The 19184-nt window shown below is 60.1% G+C and carries 14 protein-coding genes and 1 tRNA gene; 1 reads left to right on the top strand and 14 read right to left on the bottom strand.

Annotated features, from left to right (window positions below):
- Positions 1 to 59 precede the first annotated feature (59 nt).
- From ACF0H7_RS15425 to ACF0H7_RS15405, 5 genes are all read right to left on the bottom strand, one after another.
- Positions 60 to 1508, bottom strand: a complete 1449-nt coding sequence (locus tag ACF0H7_RS15425) for an efflux transporter outer membrane subunit (RefSeq protein ID WP_397453589.1) — start codon at positions 1506 to 1508, stop codon at positions 60 to 62.
- Between the two features lies 1 nt (position 1509).
- Positions 1510 to 4710 (bottom strand): efflux RND transporter permease subunit, encoded by a 3201-nt coding sequence (locus ACF0H7_RS15420; RefSeq protein WP_397453588.1) that lies wholly within the window; start codon positions 4708 to 4710, stop codon positions 1510 to 1512.
- Positions 4707 to 5846, bottom strand: a complete 1140-nt coding sequence (locus ACF0H7_RS15415) for an efflux RND transporter periplasmic adaptor subunit (RefSeq protein ID WP_397453587.1) — start codon at positions 5844 to 5846, stop codon at positions 4707 to 4709. Before ACF0H7_RS15415 ends, ACF0H7_RS15420 begins: the two co-directional genes overlap by 4 nt.
- A gap of 604 nt (positions 5847 to 6450) precedes the next feature.
- The gene (locus ACF0H7_RS15410; protein WP_397453586.1) at positions 6451 to 7002 is read right to left on the bottom strand and encodes a hypothetical protein; all 552 of its coding nucleotides are present in this window, start codon (positions 7000 to 7002) and stop codon (positions 6451 to 6453) included.
- A 2-nt stretch (positions 7003 to 7004) separates the two neighbouring features.
- A complete protein-coding gene (locus ACF0H7_RS15405; protein WP_397453585.1) occupies positions 7005 to 7763 on the bottom strand; it encodes a DUF2092 domain-containing protein in 759 nt (252 codons plus the stop codon).
- A 223-nt stretch (positions 7764 to 7986) separates the two neighbouring features.
- Between ACF0H7_RS15405 and aspT the strand changes: the two genes are divergently transcribed.
- Complete coding sequence (aspT, locus tag ACF0H7_RS15400) at positions 7987 to 9678, top strand: aspartate-alanine antiporter (protein ID WP_397453584.1); 1692 nt, start codon at positions 7987 to 7989, stop codon at positions 9676 to 9678.
- 33 nt (positions 9679 to 9711) lie between these two features.
- Here the strand turns inward: aspT and ACF0H7_RS15395 are convergent, their stop codons facing one another.
- The 9 genes from ACF0H7_RS15395 to selA form a co-directional block, all read right to left on the bottom strand.
- On the bottom strand, positions 9712 to 10203 hold the full coding sequence (locus ACF0H7_RS15395) for a hypothetical protein (protein ID WP_397453583.1): 492 nt from the start codon (positions 10201 to 10203) through the stop codon (positions 9712 to 9714).
- Between the two features lie 160 nt (positions 10204 to 10363).
- On the bottom strand, positions 10364 to 10861 hold the full coding sequence (locus ACF0H7_RS15390; protein WP_397453582.1) for a heme-degrading domain-containing protein: 498 nt from the start codon (positions 10859 to 10861) through the stop codon (positions 10364 to 10366).
- Between the two features lie 140 nt (positions 10862 to 11001).
- Entirely contained in the window at positions 11002 to 12225 is a 1224-nt protein-coding gene (locus ACF0H7_RS15385) for an MFS transporter (RefSeq protein WP_397453581.1), read from the bottom strand.
- 91 nt (positions 12226 to 12316) lie between these two features.
- Positions 12317 to 13030: an SDR family NAD(P)-dependent oxidoreductase gene (locus ACF0H7_RS15380; protein ID WP_397453580.1), complete on the bottom strand. Its 714-nt coding sequence runs from the start codon at positions 13028 to 13030 to the stop codon at positions 12317 to 12319.
- 55 nt (positions 13031 to 13085) lie between these two features.
- A complete protein-coding gene (locus ACF0H7_RS15375) occupies positions 13086 to 14282 on the bottom strand; it encodes a YbfB/YjiJ family MFS transporter (protein WP_397453579.1) in 1197 nt (398 codons plus the stop codon).
- Positions 14283 to 14667: 385 nt separating this feature from the next.
- Positions 14668 to 15591, bottom strand: a complete 924-nt coding sequence (locus tag ACF0H7_RS15370) for a hypothetical protein (protein WP_397453578.1) — start codon at positions 15589 to 15591, stop codon at positions 14668 to 14670.
- Between the two features lie 137 nt (positions 15592 to 15728).
- Positions 15729 to 15824, bottom strand: a tRNA-Sec gene (locus ACF0H7_RS15365).
- A gap of 6 nt (positions 15825 to 15830) precedes the next feature.
- On the bottom strand, positions 15831 to 17750 hold the full coding sequence (gene selB, locus ACF0H7_RS15360; RefSeq protein ID WP_397453577.1) for a selenocysteine-specific translation elongation factor: 1920 nt from the start codon (positions 17748 to 17750) through the stop codon (positions 15831 to 15833).
- Positions 17747 to 19174 carry an L-seryl-tRNA(Sec) selenium transferase gene (selA, locus tag ACF0H7_RS15355; protein WP_397453576.1) on the bottom strand — a complete coding sequence of 476 codons (1428 nt, stop codon included), beginning with the start codon at positions 19172 to 19174 and terminating at the stop codon, positions 17747 to 17749. The genes selB and selA overlap by 4 nt, the downstream gene beginning before the upstream one ends.
- Positions 19175 to 19184: the final 10 nt, after the last annotated feature.

Here is a 19184-nt window from a genome sequence, read left to right as displayed (position 1 = left end):
GCCTTCGGCAGCTCCTACAAAACTGCGCCCATCACAAAATTATTGAAAAAATCCAAACGTCAAGGCTTGGCCTGGGCTGCCTCAGGCGGTGCTGCCTTGGCGGTCATGCGGTCGGCTTCCACCACCCAGCCTCCACCCATGGCTTTGTACAGGTTGACCAGCGAGGTATACACCGTGCCTTCTGTCTGGGCGTAGCTCAGTTCTGCGTTGAACAGGCTGCGTTCGGCGTCGAGGACTTCGATGTAGCTGGTGTAGCCACCGTCGAAGCGCAGTCGTGCAAGGTGGGCGTAGGTTCGCAGTGCCTCGACCTGGCGACCTTGGGTGACCAGTTGTTCGCGGTTTTTTTGCAGGCCGATCAGCGCGTCTTCGGTTTCTTGAAAGGCGACTTGAATGGACTTCTGATACTGGAGCAGCGCTTCTTGTTGTTGTGCTTCGGCCTGTTTGACCTGGCCGCCGATGCCGCCGGCGGTAAAGATCGGCAAACTAACATTTGCGGCATAGGACCAGACTTTCGCCGGTCCGGTGAACAGGTCCGCGGATTGCGCGCTGAGTGATCCGAGGAACCCGGTCAGCGAGATCGTCGGAAAGTACTGCGCCCGCGCCGCACCAATCAGCGCATTGGCTGCGATCAGGTTTTGTTCGGCTTCGGCGAGGTCCGGGCGTCGTATCAGTAAGTCGGATGGCAGTCCGCTGGGCACTGCCACTTGTTTCAGGTCGGACAATTCACGACCGCGCAGAATGGGCCCGGGATTGCGCCCGAGCAGCACCGACAGCGCGTTTTCCTGTTGCGCGATTTGTGCCTGGATCTGCGGTGCAATGGCCAGCGCCGCCTCGTATTCAGACTGACTTTGGGCCAGTTCCATTTGCGACACGACGCCGCCGGCGAAGCGTTGGGAAAACACCTTGACCGCTTCGGAACGGCTGGCAACCGTGGCGTTTGTGATCGCCAGTTGCCGATCCAGATCGCGCAGGTTGATGTACGACGAGGCCACCGAGGCCACCAACGACAGAATCGCCCCGCGCCGCCCTTCTTCGCTGGCCAGCAGGCTGGCGCGAGCGGCTTCGGTTTGGCGCCGCAGTTTGCCAAACAGGTCCAGCTCCCAGGCGACCGACAGATTGGCCTGGTACTGTTTGAACACCGGTCCGCTGCCGGCCAGCGGCGTTGGGCCGACTTCCGAGGCGCGCTCGCGTTCGGCGCTGGCGTTCGAGCCCACCTGCGGAAATAGCTGGGAGCGGGTGGTTTCGAACTGACCGCGGAAGGCATCGACGCGTGCAGCAGCGATTTGCACGTCTTTGTTTTCTTGCAGGGCGACGCTGATCAACTGGTTCAGCACCGGGTCCTGGAACTGTTCCCACCAGGCGCTATTGGCCAGGTCCACAGCCCCCGGCTGCGCGAAGCGAAATGACGACGGCGTATCCACCTTGGGCTGCACATAGTCGGGGCCGACTGTACAGCTGGTTGCACCAAGGGCCAGGGTCAGCACGAGTAAACCCGAATGAGTACGCACGTCATTCGCCCTCAGGTCGGGTGATCAGCGGCAACGCCCCGGCACTGGGTGCAGCCTCGTCAGGAACGGGTTCGCTTTTCGCGTCTTTGCCCCGCGTGGCCCAGGACTCGAGCACGTAATAGAACATCGGGATGAAGAATACGGCGATGACAGTCGCGCCGAGCATGCCGCCGATCACCCCGGTGCCGATGGAATGCCGGCTGTTGGCCGATGCGCCCACGGCGATGGCCAACGGTACGCAACCGAGAATGAAGGCCAGCGAGGTCATCACAATCGGTCGCAGACGTTCGGTGGCGGCGGTCACGGCGGCGTCGTACGGCGACATTCCTTGCTCGCGGTTGAGCACCGCAAATTCGAAGATCAGAATCGCGTTTTTCGCCGCCAGCGCGACCAGCATGGTCAAGCCGATCTGGAAGTACACATCGTTTTCCAGGCCGCGCAGGACGATCGCCAGCAGTGCACCAAACAGCGCAAAAGGCACTGCCATCAGTACGCCGAACGGCAGGCTCCATTTCTCATACTGTGCCGCCAGAATCAGGAACACCATGATGATGCCGAACACGAAGACCAGGCCTGAGGTGCTGCCTGACTGCTTGGCCTCGTAGGCCTCACCGCTCCAGCCGATGGCATAGCCTTGCGGCATATTCTGTTGAGCCACTTCTTCCAGAGCACTGAGGACCTGGCCCGAGCTGTACCCCGGCGCGGCGTCAGCGGTGATCTTGACCGCCGGGAAGTTATTGAAGCGGGTCACCAGATCGGGGCCGGTGGTGTATTGGTAAGTGGCGACGGCTTTGATCGGTACCATGCTGCCGGAGGCACTGCGGACGAATATCTGGTTCAGGTTCTCGGGCGTGAGGCGATACGAAGGCTCAGCCTGGACGATCACTTGCCACAGGCGGCTCGAACGGCTGAATTGCGAGATGTATTGCGAGCCGAACATCATCTGCATCGCGCTGTACACGTCCTCGACCGGGACGCCCAGCGCTTGCGCCTTGTCACGGTCGACATTGACCAACAACTGTTGCGACGATGCGTTGAAGGTCGAGGTGACGCCGGACAACTCCGGCCGTTGTTTGGCCTTGGCCACCACGTCTTTCACCACCTCGGCCAGTTGCGCGATGGTGCCGTCGCCACCGCTTTGAATCCACATCTCGGTGCCGCCGGTGGTGCCCAACCCCGGAATCGACGGCGGGTTGACCGGAATGATCACCCCTTCATTGACCTTCGAAAGCGTTTGAAAAGCGCCCACCAGCACCGCGCGCGCATTCTGCGTCTTGGCGTTGTCCGACGAATAACGCTCGTCAAAATCCTTGAAGCCGACGAAGAATGTCGCGGCGTTGTTCTTGTTCTGACTGTCGAGCAGGCTGTAGCCATCGATGATGGTAATACTGCTGACGGCGTCATTTTTCATGAAGTAATCGGTCACGTGCTCGGTGACTTTCCCGGTACGGTCCAGGCTCGCGGCGTCCGGCATGATCACCGCGCCCAGCAGGTAGCCTTGGTCTTCCGGCGGCAAGAACGAACTGGGCACCGAATTCATCATGAACACCGACAGAACGATCATGCCGACGAATAACAGCAAGGCAACCACGAAGCGCTTGATCGCCACTTTCACCAGCCGTGTATAGCCCGCCGTCATGCGTTCAAATGAATTGTCGAACCATTTGAAAAAGCCGTGCTTCTCATGGTGTCCGGGCTTGAGCAGCAACGCCGCCAGCGCCGGCGACAGGGTGAGCGCGACGAGCCCGGAAATCACCACCGAGATGGCGATGGTAATTGCGAACTGCTTATACAGCTGCCCGGTGATACCGCTGAGGAATGCCGCCGGTATGAACACCGCGCACAGCACCAATACAATCGCGATCACCGGCCCCGCCACTTCGTCCATGGCGCGAATCGCGGCGTCTTTGGGGTTGAGCTTGTGCACATTCATGTTGCGTTCGACGTTCTCGATCACCACGATCGCATCGTCCACCACGATACCGATGGCCAGCACCATGCCGAACAGGGTCAGCATGTTGATTGAAAAGCCCAAGGCGAGCATGCCCATGAAGGTACCGACAATCGACACCGGTACCGCCAGCACCGGAATCAGCGTGGCGCGCAGGCTTTGCAGGAACAGGAACACCACGATCACCACCAGCACCAGCGCTTCAAAAAAGGTGTGGACCACGTCGGAGATCGACGCACGGGTGAAGTCGGTGGTGTCCATCGCGATGCTGTAGTCGATGCCTTCCGGGAACGACTTCTTCATCTCGGCCAGGGTCGCGCGCACTTGCTTGGAAACATCGAGAGCGTTGGCCCCCGGCTGTTGGTAGACCGCCATGACCGTGGCCGGTTTACCCTGGAAGTAACTGCGAATCGAGTAGTCCTTCTGCCCAAGTTCCGCCCGGCCGATGTCCTTCAGGCGGACCGTCGCAGCTGCGCCGTTGGCCGCACGAATGATGATTTCATCGAACTCCGCCGGCGTGGTGAAACGCCCGGTGGTGGTCACGGCAAACGACTGCTCGACCGCCGGACCCGTGGGTGACTGGCCAATACGCCCGACCGCGAACTGCTGGTTCTGGTTGGACACGGCCCGTTGCACATCGGTCGCAGTCACACTCAACTGCGCCATTCGGTCGGGCCGCAACCAGATGCGCATGGCCGAGTCTGGCGAACCGAAAATGCTCGACTGGTTGGCGCCGGGGATGCGTTTCAGCGCGTCCAGCACGTAGACGTTGGCGTAGTTGGCGATGTAGGTCGGGTCATAACGGTTGGTCGGCGAGTAGATCGCCACCACCATCATGAACGCCGAAGACTTTTTCTGGACTTGGATACCCTGCGACTGCACCGAACTCGGCAACTGTGGCAACGCGAGGTTGACCCGGTTCTGCACGTCGACCTGAGCCAGTTCGGGGTCGGTGCCGATTTTGAAGTAGGCGTTGATCGTCAGGCTGCCCGTCGATGAACTCGACGAGCTCATGTAGATCATGTTGTCGGCGCCGTTGACCTGCTGCTCGATCGGCGCCGCCACGTTGTCCGCGACGACGTCGGCGCTGGCCCCGGGGTACGTCGCGGAGATGGTGATCTGCGGCGGCGTGATATCGGGGTATTGCGCAATGGGTGAATTGACCATTGCCACCGCACCACCGAGGGTGATGATGATCGAAATGACAGTGGCGAAAATGGGCCGTTCGATGCAGTACCGAGAAATACTCATTTAACTGACGCCACTGGTTTTGGGGCAGCGGGAGCGTCGATGATTTTCACCTCCGCATCAGGGGCAACACGGATAGCGCCGTCAACGATTACCCGTTCACCAGGCTGCAACCCTTCCAGGATGAACCAGTTATCGCCACTCCAGTCGCCGACTTCGACCACCCTCGGGTGCGCTTTCGAATCCTTATCGACCACCCACACGAAATGCCCTTTCGCCCCCTGCTGGACCGCCCGTTGCGGTACCAGAACCGCTTTCGGACGCATGGCACCCGCCACCTGTGCCCGCACGAATTGCCCCGGTCGCAACGCGCCTTTGGGGTTGGCGAATTCCGCACGCACGAGGAAGGTGCCGGTTTGTGAGCTGAAAGACGGGTTGGCGAAATTGATGTGACCGCGGGTAGGAAACAGGCTGCCGTCGGCGAGTATCAGCGACACCTCAAAATCCTGGTTGGTCGGAAAGCGCAACAGCCCTTTGGCAATCTGGTCGTGGTATTTGAGCATCTCGTTTTCAGACACGCTGAAATTGATCCAGATCGGATCAAGCTGGTACACGTAGGTCAGCGGTTCTTCCGAGGTCGCTCGCAAGTAACTGCCTTCCTGCATTCTGGCAAAGCTCGACAAGCCATTGATCGGCGACTTGATGGTGGTGTAACTGAGGTTCAGTTGCGCGGTCTGCACCTGCCCCTGGGCGGCGATCACTTCAGCCCTGGCCTGTTGCTCGACACCCGTGGCATCGTCCAGGTCTTTTTTGCTCAATGCGTTTTGTGCCGTGAGGGGAATCACCCGCGCCAGATTAGCCTTGGCCACGGTCAAGCGCGCCTGTTGCTGCGCCAGTTGCCCGGTGGCGGTCTGCAGCGCAGCTTCGAAAGGTTTGGGGTCCATCAGGAACAGCGTCTGCCCGGCCTGTACCGGTTGACCTTCGGTATAGGCGCGCTTATTCAGAAAACCATCGACCCGCGCACGGATTTCAACTTCGTGGCTGCTTTGGCTTTGCGCGGTAAATTCGAATTGGACCGGGGTATCTTGCTGAGCGACCGTGATCACGGTCACTTCGACATTGCCCTTCGGTGGCGGAGCCGGCGCCTTGCCGCAAGCCGTCAGGGCTGCAATTGCGGTAATGGCCAAAACAAGGGGCAATGCGTGTGCCCGGACGGATGATATGACCATATCGATTGCGAAGCCTCCATAGCAAGTCAGGACGACGATCCCGCGGACCAAAGTCGGTGCGTTACAGGAACGCTTTACAAGACTCTGAGACTATAGATGACTTTTTAAGCAATGCTGGCGATCAGCAGAACATCAGTTAGGGTGGCTGTAGACGGCTGAAAATCCGGACAAAACGGTGTGTCGTATCTCGCCGATTAGTGGCAGAGCTCCACTCTGCGCGCCGCTGACGGTAACTCGCCAAACAGCTAACTGCGCTTCGGCATGTTGCCTGGGAGTTATCGCAAGCAATACCTATAATGAAATTCGTTGGCAATAACACCGACTTGTAGCAGTCCGACTTGCCGGCGTCAGCGGACGGCCTGATCAACCACATTGGCATCAGCGTTTACCGGGTCATTGGTCGTGGCCAACTCCGGGCTGGGTTACGCGATTCACAAGGCGCAGCGCTAACCGGCATTCACCGCGCTGAAGAAGACCATCCTCGACCGGATTCGCGAAACGTCTGGCATAAGCAGCGATCTGGAGCTGCTGGAACAGCTCACCCGAACGGCCCATGCCTGACCATCAACAGTTATCAATATGGCGCGTTGATCACCACATAGGTCACGTCGCTGCCCACGTACTGCGGTTGATACCAGGTGGAGCCGCATTGCATGTAGGTCACACCGGACTGAATGACCTGCACGCAGCTGGTTGGCATTTGCGCCGGCCGCACGATGGCGCCCACCACTGCGGCTGTGACTGCAACCGTTGCGGTGACCGCCGCCGCCGTGGCAATCGGGTGATAGTCTTCGTCGTAGCCATAGCGGCCCCGACCATCGACATTGACGTTTACATCGCGGTTGACATTAACGTTGTTATTGACCGTGTTGTGGCTGTTATTAATGTTGGTTGTATTGCCCACCCGATTGTTGTTGCCGGCATTGACTTGGGTTGCGTTTTGGCTGTTGTTACTGACGTTCGGGTGACGAGCCGGTTGCGCATTGGGCGCCGATGGACGGTTCACCGAGGTACGTGCTGCGCCGCGCTCACGGGGGCCGGCCTGTACAGGACTGCTTAGGGCGACGGTCATCAAGGCAGCGCTCAGTAACGACACCAGCGCGATGTGCGGAGTGGTTCTGGCCATGATCATTGCGCCACCTCGCTGATTTTTTTCAGTGGAATGGCAACATCGCCTTTAGCCGGACTGAACGTGAACGCAGAAGGTTTGATCGTCGGTTGCAGATTCCAGGTGTAGGTGGCGCTGTACTCCGGAAAACTGCTGTCATCGGTGGTGGTGATCACCAGTTTGCACGGCAAGGGTTTGACTGATCGGGTGATCCATAGTTGCCAGTCCGCATGCTCCTGGCGGAAGGCCAGATGATCACAGAGCCGGCCATTAATGGTCGACGGACCTACGTAAGCCGCGCTTTTCAGTGCATCGATCTGTGCCTGATCGCTGCCGAACAAAAACAGGTCTTCCATGGGCACTTGCACGCCGTAGTATTGCTCGAACTCATGGATGGTTTCGGTCACTGTGGCCGGGGCCTTGACCGTTGTATAGAACTTTAAATAGGGGGAGTACTGGGTCAGGTTCTTGCCGTTATAAAACAGTTCTCGCGTGCGCGCATCGCCATCGGACTTGGCGTACATATGGGTTTTTCCCTCTACGAGCAAGGTATTGACCGACTGCATCTTGATCTTCTGCCCGGTGTCCAGAACGGTATCCCGGCTGACATCGGCTCTGACCTGGAAAACATGCAAGCTGCGTAAATACTCCCCCATATCGACCAACTTGCCGATGACTTGCTGATTCAGCACCGGCGCATCGGCGGGCGTATCTTCGGCGTGAGCTCCCAGCGCCAAGGGTGCCAATAATAGAATCAGGTACTTCGCGTTCGACGTCATCGATCAGCACTCCAGGGCCTGCTTGCGAACCAGTCCGGTTAGCAAAGAAGGCTTTCAGGGTTCCGTCAATCCGCGTGAAGCGAATGCCAGTGAAACTACGATCAACGAAGTAGCCTGTTGCGAGAGCCTGGGGCATTTCAATGATCAGTGCTCAGGGATTCACTCCGAGCAACTACGCTCATCACGTCAGTCGCCCCCTGTGTCCCGAAAGGAGATCGGCCCCATGTCAGACTTCGTTCTTCACGCCCTCCGCTCTTCGCCTGAAATCGCCGTATTCCTGTCTATTGCCCTTGGCGTGCTGCTCGGCCGCATCCAACTGGGCAGCTTTCACCTGGGTTCGGTCGCCGGCGCGTTGCTGATGGGGTTGCTGATCGGGCAGATCGGCATCGAGGTCTCGCCAGTGCTCAAGTCGGTGTTCTTTGTCCTGTTCATTTACGCCGTGGGCTTCAAGAGTGGCCCGGAGTTTTTCGGCAGCCTCAATCGAGGCACGCTCAAGCTGGTGATTCTGTCGGTGGTGTTGTGTGGCACCGCGTTGGGCTCGATTTTGGCGGTGAGCGCGCTGTTCCATTTCGACGCCGGCTTTTCCGCCGGGGTCGGTGCCGGGGCGATGACGGATACGGCGATCATGGGTACCGCCAGCAGCGCCCTCAACGAGTTGAAACTGGATAAAGCCGCCGTCGCGGTGCTCAACAGCAACATGGCGGTGGCCTACGCCATTACTTATGTGTTCGGCACTATCGGCCTGATCGTATTTGTCGGCAGCATCGCGCCGATGCTGCTGGGCGTCGACGTGCGCGCATCGGCCCGTGAGCTGGAACTGGAACTGGGTATCGCCAACGACGAAGATGCGATCTCGATCCCCTACACCCGCATCGTGGTGCGCGCGCATCAGGTGACCGCCCAAGGCCAGGCCGATGGCAAGACCGTCGCGGATATCGAGCAACTGCACCCGGCCATGAGTGTCGAGCGGGTGGTGCGTGGCCAGCAGATACTTGAGCGTGATGCCATTACCCAGTTGCAAGCGGGCGATATTGTCGCGATCTATTCCCTGCGCGAAGCCGTCGGCACGCTGGCAGAGTGGATTGGTCCGGAAGTCGACCACCCCGAATCGCTGTCCTTTCCAACCCGCACGGTCGACGTGGTGCTGACTTCCGCCGAATTCGCCGGCAAGACCATCAAGCAAGCCAAACAACGGCTGGTCAACGCCGGGCGCATGGGTTGTTTTCTGAATGGCATCACGCGCCAAGGTTATGACCTGCCGCTGTTGCCCAATACCGAACTGCATCGCGGCGACGTGATTTCCCTGACCGGGCGCACCTCCAGCATCGAAGCGCTGGCGCCACGCCTGGGGCGTATACGTGAAAACAGCTATAAAAGTGACATCGCCGTGCACGCGCTGGGGATGGTGTTCGGTGCGGTGCTGGGCATGTTATCGGCACACATCGGCATGATTCCGGTGGAACTCGGCGTCGGGGGCGGTGTGCTGGTGGTGGCCTTGGTGATCGGCTGGTTTAACTCGCGCCACCCGGAAATCGGTGCCCTGCCCCCTGCCGCGCAATGGGCTTTTTCTGAGTTCGGCCTGACCGCGTTCGGCGCGGTGGTCGGCCTGCTGGCCGGGCCGCAAGCGCTGGCGGCAATGCAGGAACACGGTCTGTCGTTGCTGCTGGCCGGGGTTATCGTGACCTTGCTGCCGCCACTGGTGGCGTTGTATTTCGGCCGTTACGTGCTGCGCCTGCACCCGATGATTTTGTTTGGCGCGCTGGCCGGGGCACAGACCGAAGCCGCGTCGATGAACAAGATTATCGAGGTGTCCGGCAGCAGCACGCCGGTGATTGGCTTTACCGTGTGCTACGCGATTTCCAACGTGCTGTTGGCGGTTTGCGGGCCGATTATCATCTTTGTGTCGGCGGGTTAAGTGTCGGCTGCAGGATGAGGAACACGGACACATTCAATACGCAGGATACGGGCCGCGATCGCAGGTTTGTCGCAGCCGCTCGATGTTAGATATAAGCCATCCGCGGGACGACGAATAGGTTAGCCAAACGTTCCGCGACGCAAAGAACGAACCATCTGGATAGAAAAGGCGAACCGACAGGTGTGCGACATCGCCACTACCGCCCTTGCTCTGCACGGTAAAATGCGTTCCGAGTTGTTCTTGCGCACCGGTGAGCGGGTCAGAATGAAGGGCAGGCACTCGTTCCTTGTGCGTTTTATCTTGGGATAACGCGCGTTGGTAGGTGCGACAAGACGCCAGCAGTTGCGGCGTGAGCCATTTTTCCAACCGGTTGAACTGATCGGGATAAATCGAACCGGTCGCCAATCGATGTTGAAAAACAGACTGCACAACGGGCAGCGGCGAGGGTTTAGCCAAGTCCGAGGCGAAGGCGTAGTCCTGCACCAAGGCGAAACATAAAGGGACAAGAATCGTCAGCGACTTCATCCGCACAGCCTCTACAGAAAATTGAGGGCGCGAACGATAAAGAATTTCAAACCTGTTGCAACCTAGTCTGTGTTTCAAGAAAAAACACAAGGCGAGTTCGTAGAGGTTTGCTGCCCGCGGAAGGTTGTTCGACCGGTGGCAGCAGATGGGCTCACATCCCTTAAAACGCTGGCAGATCCATCTCGGCAAAACTCAGGCCCAAGTGCTCACAAATGGCCCTGACCACCAACCGGTGATCTTCATATTGCGGTAGCCCGGAAACGGTGATGCTGCCGACCACCCCGGCGCCTTTGACCCGCAGCGGGAACGAGCCGCCATGCGCCGTGAACTCGCTGGCCGCTGTGCCGTAATGCCCTTCAAGCGTGCGCTGCCTGTGGGTCAACTCGACGCTCATTGAATAGCTGCTGCGATGGAAACGGGCGACAACGTTAGACTTACGGCGGATCCAGTCTGCGTTGTCCGGCGTAGTACCCGGTAGCGCCACAAAAAACAGCGGCTGAGCGAACAAGCGGATATCGATGGCTACCGGGGCCTGACGCTCAATCGCCAGGTCGCGGATTCGACTGCCCAACGTCCAGGCAGTGGTTTGATCGAAATGCTCGAATTGCAGCGCTTGCTCCTGTTCGCTCAGGCTGGCGAGATAATCCTTCAATTCCATGATGAGAAACGCCTTTTGAATGCTGGTCAAAGTGGCCAATATTCTCATGATCTGCGGGCTAGCGTCTAAGCGCCTATCGTGGAATACGCCCCGTTAACACATTTCGTAATACTTTGGTTGATCCAACGCCCATGACGCGGTCACTGTGACATCTCAGGTGCCGGGGCGACGCTGGCCAGCGGACGCACTCGGTACAAGCGTGTAGCGATCAACAGTGCAATCAATACCAGCGCGCCAGAGAACAGTGCCACCCCGCGCCAGGTGTCCATGCCCCAGGCAATCCCCCCGGCCGACCCGAGCACGCTGGAGCCACCGTAGTAGAACAACAGGTACAGCGCCGAAGCCTGGGCGCGATCGCGGGTGACGCGTTGTCCAACCCAACCGGACGCGGTTGAATGGGCGGCAAAAAAGGCACCGGTGATAATGCCGATGCCGACAATGACCAGCCACAGCGGTTGCAACGCCGTCAGCACAATACCGCAGAGCATCAGCACAATCGGTATCCAGAACACCTTGGCTCGGCCCAGCCGCCCGGCGATGCCGCCAAACCACGCCGAGCTATAGGAACCAATGATGTACATCAGAAAAATACTGCCCACCGCCGTCTGCGACAACGAATAAGGCGCCGCCAGTAAGCGAAAACCGACGTAGTTGTAGATCGTCACGAAAGCGCCCATCAGCAGGAAGTCTTCGGCATAAATCAGGCGTAACGCGCTGTCGCTGAGGACGCGTCCCAGTGCCGCAAACAGGCTGCGTGGGGTGTGGATTTGCGCCACGAAACCCTGCGATGCCGGGGCCAGGCGCCAAAAGCAGAAGGCTGCGATCAATCCTGACGCGCCCATCGCGCCCAATGCCCAACGCCAGCCAAAGTGTTCAGTCAACAACGTCACGCCCAGTCGCCCCGCCATCCCGCCAATCGCCGAACCACTGATGTACAGGCCCATGGCGGAACCGATCGAGGCGCTGTCGAGTTCTTCCGCAACATAAGCCATCGCCACGCTAGGAATCCCGGCCAGAGCAATCCCGGTTAACGCGCGCATCACCAGCAACGTGTGCCAGCCCGGCAGAAACGCCGACAGCACAGTCAATGAGGTGGCGGCAAACAAGGACGTCAGCATCACTGGCAAGCGACCAAAGCGATCCGAGAGCACTGCCGCCGGGAAGAACGCCAGGGCCATGGCGCCCGTGGCGAACGATACGGCGAGGCTGGATTGCGCGGCGCTGATCGCGTATTCGCTGGCAAACAACGGCAGCAGCGGCTGCGCGCCATACAGCAGCGCAAACGTAGCGAAACCGGCCATGAGCAAGGCCAGGGAGATGCGACGGTAAGCCGGCGTCCCTTTGGCGATTCGTTGAACGGACATGAGGAAGTCTCGCGGGAAGTAGACGTGAGAAAGCGGCTCGCCAACAGGTGACGAACCGCCTCTTCTTACTGCGTGGTGACCAGCCTAGTGCTTAGTGACCCGCGCTTTGGCCGCCATCAACGTGGAGGATTTCGCCGGTTACGAACGCAGCGTTGTCCAGGTACAGCACGCCATCGACGATGTCTTTGATATCGCCCATGTGGCCCATTGGGTGCAGGCTGCCCAGCGCTTCGTGGGTTTCAGGACCGTGCATCGGGGTACGGATGATGCCTGGGGAGATCGCGTTAACGCGGATGCCGCGCTTGGCGTATTCGATGGCCAGGGATTTGGTGGCTGCGTTGATGCCGCCCTTGGTCAGCGAAGCCAGTACAGACGGCACGCCGTCGATGGCGTGATCGGTCAGGCTGGTGGTGACGCTGACCACGTGGCCGCCGTTACCTTGTTTTTCCATCTGGGCGATGGCCAGCTGAGTGATGTTGAAAAAACCATCGAGGTTGGTCGAACGCTTGGAAATGTATTCTTCCTGGGTGTACTCGGTGAACGACTTGGCGATAAAGATCCCGGCGTTGTTGACCAGGCTGTCGATGCGGCCAAAACGGGCGACGCCTTCACGGACTACTTTCTCAGCGACAGCGCGGTCGCCAATGTCACCGGCGATCGCCAGTACATCGGGATCAGTCGACGGCTTGATCGAACGCGAGGTGGCGATGACTTTGTAGCCATGCTCACGGAAGGCCTGGACCAGACCTGCGCCGATACCTTGGGATGCGCCGGTAACGATGACAACTTTTTGCGAAGTGCTCATGGTGAAACCTCTTAGATAGACCAACAAGGGTGAGTGGACGTAAAACAAAACCGGATCAGGCAGTGACAGCGTCTCGTCGTGAGAGCACCGCAGCCAGCAAATCCAGGGTCAGGGACACGGTCATCGCTGCTGCTCCGAGCAGGAAGACCACGTGGTAGTTATCGCTGCCTCGGCTTAACAGCCAGGACATGCCGTAAGCCGACGATGCCTGCATGATGGCGAACGCAGTGGTCGCACTGCGCCAGGCGCCGCGTTGCAAGCTGGGGTGGTGCTCCAGTAGTTCATGGATGCGGCCCAGTACCAGCGGCACGATCCCAGGGGTAAAGGCACCGACGATCAGACTCGAGACCATCAGCGCTGCGGTGTTGTGTGTCACGGCTGGCAACGCCACCGCTGCTGCCCCGACAATAAAGGCTAGTCGCAATGCCGGACCGTAGCCGGAGCGATCCGCCAAGTGGCCGACCAACAACGGTCCCACTACTGCGCCCAGCCCCAACAGCACCCAATAGTGCGAGCCGGCATCAAGCCCCTGACCCAGACCGCGAGCCACGAAGTCGACGATAAATATCGTGTGTGGCACCAGGCCCAAAGCGTACAAGCCGTACTGCACATACAGCAGACGCAAGCGTTTGGTGGGCTGTGCGTGTTGTGTCTTGGTCTGCGATGCAGCACCCGGTGCATCAGCGGTCGGCCAACTCTGCCACGCCACCAGAGTGACGATCGCCGCCAACACGCCGAGGCCGATCCATGTTTGCATCAAGCCCTGGCGCAACAACAGTGGCACCAGGGTGCCGGAGGCAACGATGCCCAGCCCGACACCGACAAAGATCACGCCCCCGACCAGCCCCCGACGCGCCACTGGCACATGGGGCAGGATCGACGGTGCCGCGAGGACCATCAGCAAGCCACCGCAGATACCCGACAGTAGCCGCCAGCTGAAAAACCAGGCGAAATCCAGTGGCCAGGCACAGGCAAAGAAACTCAGGGTGGCGACCAGCATCGCCCCGCGCAGCACCGACGTGGCGCGAAAGCGTGCGGCCAATGGCACACCCAACAAAGCACCCAACAGGTACCCCACCAGATTGGCTGCCCCCAGGTAGGCGGCGTCGGACGCGGCAAACCAGTGCGCAGCAATCACCGCTGGCAACAGCGGCGTGTAAGCAAATCGCGCCAGGCCCATGCCCAGCAAAGTCGCACACAGTCCCGAGAGCGCCAGACGCCAGACGGCCGGCATGGGTTTGGAAGCATTCACAGCTGACCCCCTTGACCGGTAGTCACAGTGCCGCGGGGCATCCGCAGGTTGTCGAAATACATGAAATTTCTCCGGGTTATTGCTCGAGAAAAGTGCGTGGAAAGAACTTTAAGACTTACCGCGCCATTGATAAATAAGGCGTCAGGAACATGAGTGTTTACCTGAGGTAATCAGTCCGCCTACGGAAACGGTATCAAGACGGTTGCTGCTCAAAAAGCGATTAGATTAGATGGGGGCCATCTTGAAAAAGGATGGCTGGATCGCAGGCCTATTCGCAGCGGTGCGCGGCGGCTCCTACAGATGATCGCGCAGGCGACTGGAAGTCTGGGGTAATAAAAAAGGGCCACTCTTGCGAGTGGCCCTTTTTGTGCCGCGGTCGGACGGGTTACGAGGCGTCAGGTTTCACCACCGGAGGCCCGGACGTGTCCCCAGTGTGGGTGGCCGGATTGGTCACAGAACTGGCAGTGCCGCCAGGAGCGACAGCGGAGCTGGCCTTGGCGCCGAAAGGGTCGCTCTCAGACGACGACGCTGACCACTGCGCCATCAATTGCGCCAGGTTCATATGGGGTTGGGAACTGGTCTTCGGGTCAGCACTTGCGTTTTGCGGCGACGTAGCCAGTTGCAGCGCAGAGGTCAGCTGTTGGTGCTGCTTCAACCAATAAGGCGAGGCCTTTTCTTCAGTACTGACGTTTTCCAGAAAGCTCAAGCCTGCTTTGGCCCGGGATACCACGTCGGTGCCAAAAGGATCAACGAAGTTCTTTTGCTGATCCGGCGGCCCGGTATAAAAACCGGTGGCCAGGCTTTGCTGCTGATTCATCAAATAGGTGGCGGAAGCCTGTTCCTGTTTGGTGAAGAGGCCACCCTGGTTGCTGGCGATCGCATACAACGAGCGTCGGTCCAGGTTACCGAACAATGAGTTGTTGTCCGCAAAACTACTGCTGTTATAAGGCGTTCCACTGTCTTTCATCAGCCCATAGTTGGCGTCGAGACTTTTACGGGCATCGGTGGCGACATCCGCAAACGATTTGCCTTGGGAACTCGACACCGAGCCTGGATTGGACACGCCATTGATCAAAGCATCGGCACTCATGCCCGGACGCGTCGGGAAATACGGCGCATAGGACGAGATGTTCTGACTGATTTTGGACGCAGCGTTGGACAACCTGACGGTCGACGTCGCTGAGTTATTGGTCAGTATTGAATCTGAATTAGTGGTCTGATCATCCGTGGTAGTTGCCTCTTTATTGAGTGCACCCACCGCTGTATAGGAGGACGTCAGAATGTTCAGGGACGTGGTAACTGTACTCATTAGTTCGTCTCTTGAGCTTTTATTGAAGAGCAGGCGCTGATATTAACCCGCCTTTGTTACTAATAAGTATCTGTATATATCGAAATATTTCACGAGTGATACATCTGTGCGATGCCCCTGCCCGGCGTGACGGGAAATGGCGGAAGGCAGCGGGAGTCGAACCCGCCCGGGAACGGATGCCGTCCCCAACCGGGTTTGAAGCCCGGCCGCGCCACCGGGCGCGATTGCCTTCCTTGAACTCAGTGAGTGGCGTTCTGTGCCAGCGCGTTATCCGCGCGGATCAGCCGTTCGTTGCCGATGCGTCGAGTCAGGCCCAGGCGGTCAAAGAACTCGAGGATCTGGATGCTGCGCTTGCGACCGATGCCCACCGCGTCGCGAAAGGTCGCCGCCTGGATCACCGGGGTAACCGTCGCCAATTGCAACAGCATAGCCGCCAATTGGCGAATGGTTGCCTCCAGGTAGAACAGGTCGCGAACCACTTGATGGACCTGCCCCAAGCGTGCCTGCTTGCGCATTAGCAGGCGCACCGACGCTTCATCTCGCCCCGTTACGCTGGCCAGATCGCGAACCCAAGGGGCGTCGAAACTGGCCTGAGTGAGCAGCGGCTGCAACAGTTGCCACAGCGCTTCATCTTCGACACTCAGGCGCACTTGATGTTCAGGCAGGTGCAGCCAGGAACCGGTGGCGGTCAGCGTGCCGTCGGCCAGTAATTCGTCGATCAGGCTGATGAACGTCGGCCGATCCAGCGTCGTCGCGCTGAAGCGGCGCAGGCGATCTCGATCAGGGCCCAACTGGTCGGGTTCCTGCTGATGAAAGTCGGCCAGTTGCAGCAACAGGGTCGATTTCAGCGTCTGCCAGCGGTGCTCACTGAACAGACGCTGGCCCTGGCGGGTGGCAATGACGCGTACATCAGCCGGCAGTTTCCAGGTTTCATGCAGACGATTGAACTGACGTTCCAGCCGGTGCGGGTCGAGGCCGCTCTCGCTGTTGGCCAGCAATGACGGCAGTGCCTGCTCCAACGACTGGCTGGCGGACAATGCCTGCAACTGCGCCAGACGTTCCGGGCTGCGCCGCTGGCGGGTCGGGGCAAAGGGGTCGAGCACGCGCGCGCCGCCGAGTGTGCGTTGCGCACTGTGGTCGCGCAGCACCAGCCGATCGCCATGCACGGCGTGCGCCGGCACATTCAACACCAGCTGGGCGAACATCCGCTGGCCGGGCGCCAGGCTTTCACCCTCCAGCAGCGCCACCCGTGCGCTGACGTCCTGGGTGCCGAGGTGCACGTGCACCGGGCTGAAATGGGTAAAGCTGCGAGTTTCGCTGGCCAATAATTGCAGCTCAATGTCGAGGCGCTGGGTCGGCGCGTGCAGCCACTCACTGTGCAACCCGTCGCCACGATGAATCTGCTCCAGTGCCAGGCGCTCGGCGGCCAGGTTCAGGGCGATACGTTGCCCGGCCCAGCCCTCGACCGCCGCGTGGTTCTGTGCATGCAGGCCGCGCACCCGCACTGGTTTGCCGGTTGCGCCCAACAGCAACGTGTCGCCGACCACTACGTGCCCGGCCAAAGCAGTACCGGTGACCACGATACCTGTGCCCGGCACACTGAATGCACGGTCGATGGCCAGACGAAAACCACCTTCGCGGCTGCGTTGTCGAACCTCGCGCTGGGCGTCCAGCAAAGCCTGGCGCAGGGTTTCGACGCCGTCGCCGGTGATGCTCGACAGGGCAATCTGTGGCGCGTTGGCGTAAGGCCCGCTGGCCAGCAACGCTGTGACCTCAGCCTGCACCGCCCGTACCCGCAACGGATCGACCCGGTCGCACTTGCTGATCACCACCACGGCACGGGGAATGCCCAGCAACTCGACAATCGCCAGATGCTCGCGGGTCTGCGGCATCACCCCGTCATCCGCGGCGATGACCAGCAACACCAGGTCAATGCCGTGGGCGCCGGCGAGCATGTTGTGAATGAACCGTTCGTGGCCCGGCACGTCGATGAAGCCGGTCAGCGCGGCACCTGGCTCCAATGCCGCGTAGATAAACCCCAGGTCGATGGTGATCCCACGTTCACGCTCCTGCGGCCGACGGTCGCCGGATTGCCCGGTCAGCGCTTGCAGCAGCGCGGTTTTACCATGGTCGATGTGCCCCGCCGTACCGACGATCACCCTGCGTGGCCTCCGATAGCCAGTTGACTGAGCTGGGCCAGCCAGCCGACTTCATCGTCCAGTTGCCGCAGGTCCAGCCACAGCGCGTCATCGTCGATGCGGCCGAGCACCGGAATTGGCAGTTCGCGCAACGCTGCTTCCAGTGCATGCAATTGACGACCGCGCAGGCGTTTGGACACGTGTGGACGCACGCACAACGCCGCGCTGGGCAGGCGCGCCACCGGTTGGCTGCCGCTGCCGATCATGCCCAACGCTGGCAACACCACCACGCCCCAACCTTCGCCCAGCACGTGCGCCAACGACGGCCGCAGACGTTCGGCCTGGGCCAGAATCTCGGTCTGCGGTCGGGTCAACAGGCGCAAACTCGGCAGGCGCTCTGCCAGGCGGTCGGGGTCGCGGTACAAACCCAACACGGCTTCGAGGGCCGCGAGGGTCAGTTTGTCGACCCGTAGCGCGCGTTTCAGCGGGTTCTTTTTGATCCGTGCGATCAGTTCCTTGCGACCGACGATCAGCCCGGCTTGCGGCCCGCCCAGCAGTTTGTCGCCGCTGAAGGTGACGATATCGGCGCCATCGGCCAAGGCCTGGCGCACCGTCGGTTCGGCCGGCAAGCCCCAGCGGGTGAGGTCCAGCAGGCTACCGCTGCCGAGGTCTTCCAGCAGTGGCAAGCCATGTTGATGCGCCAACTGCGCCAGTTCGGCGGTCGGCACCTGGGTGGTGAAACCCTGAATGCTGTAGTTGCTGGTGTGCACGCGCATCAGCAAACCGCTGCGGGGACTGATAGCGGCCTCGTAGTCCTTGGCATGGGTGCGATTGGTGGTGCCCACTTCATGCAATTTGACCCCGGCCCGGGCCATGATGTCGGGGATACGAAAGGCGCCGCCGATCTCGATCAATTCACCTCGGGAGATGATGCCCTCCTTGCGTGCGCCGAGGCTGTTGAGGGCGAGTAAAACCGCTGCCGCATTGTTGTTGACCACCGTCACCGCTTCGGCGCCGGTCAATTCACGGATCAGGCCTTCGATCAAATCGTCGCGATCACCGCGCTTGCCGCTGCGCAGATCGAACTCCAGGTTCAGCGGATAACGGGCGGCCATCTGCACCGCTTCGATGGCTTCCTCGGGCAACAACGCACGCCCGAGGTTGGTGTGCAGCACGGTGCCGGTGAGGTTGAACACTCGGCGCACCCGGCTGCGGTGTTGCAGGCTCAGACGTTCGCCCGCCCTGCCGGCCAGCACTTCGGGGGTCAGTTCGATAGCCTCTAGCCCACCGGATCGCACGGACTCACGCAGGTCGTCGAGCAGTTGCCGCAGGGTCGAGAGCAAGGCGTCACGGCCGTAGCGCTCGGCCAGTGGTTGGCAGGCGGGGCTGCGCAACAGGCTGTCGATGGACGGCAAGCGTGCGGTGTTGGCAGGACTGGAGGGCATTTAGAAGCTC

It is taken from the genome of Pseudomonas sp. NA-150 (assembly GCF_044336365.1).
Classification (GTDB): domain Bacteria; phylum Pseudomonadota; class Gammaproteobacteria; order Pseudomonadales; family Pseudomonadaceae; genus Aquipseudomonas.
Note: the sequence above shows the minus strand (reverse complement) of the source record. Positions and strands in the feature narration are given on the sequence as shown.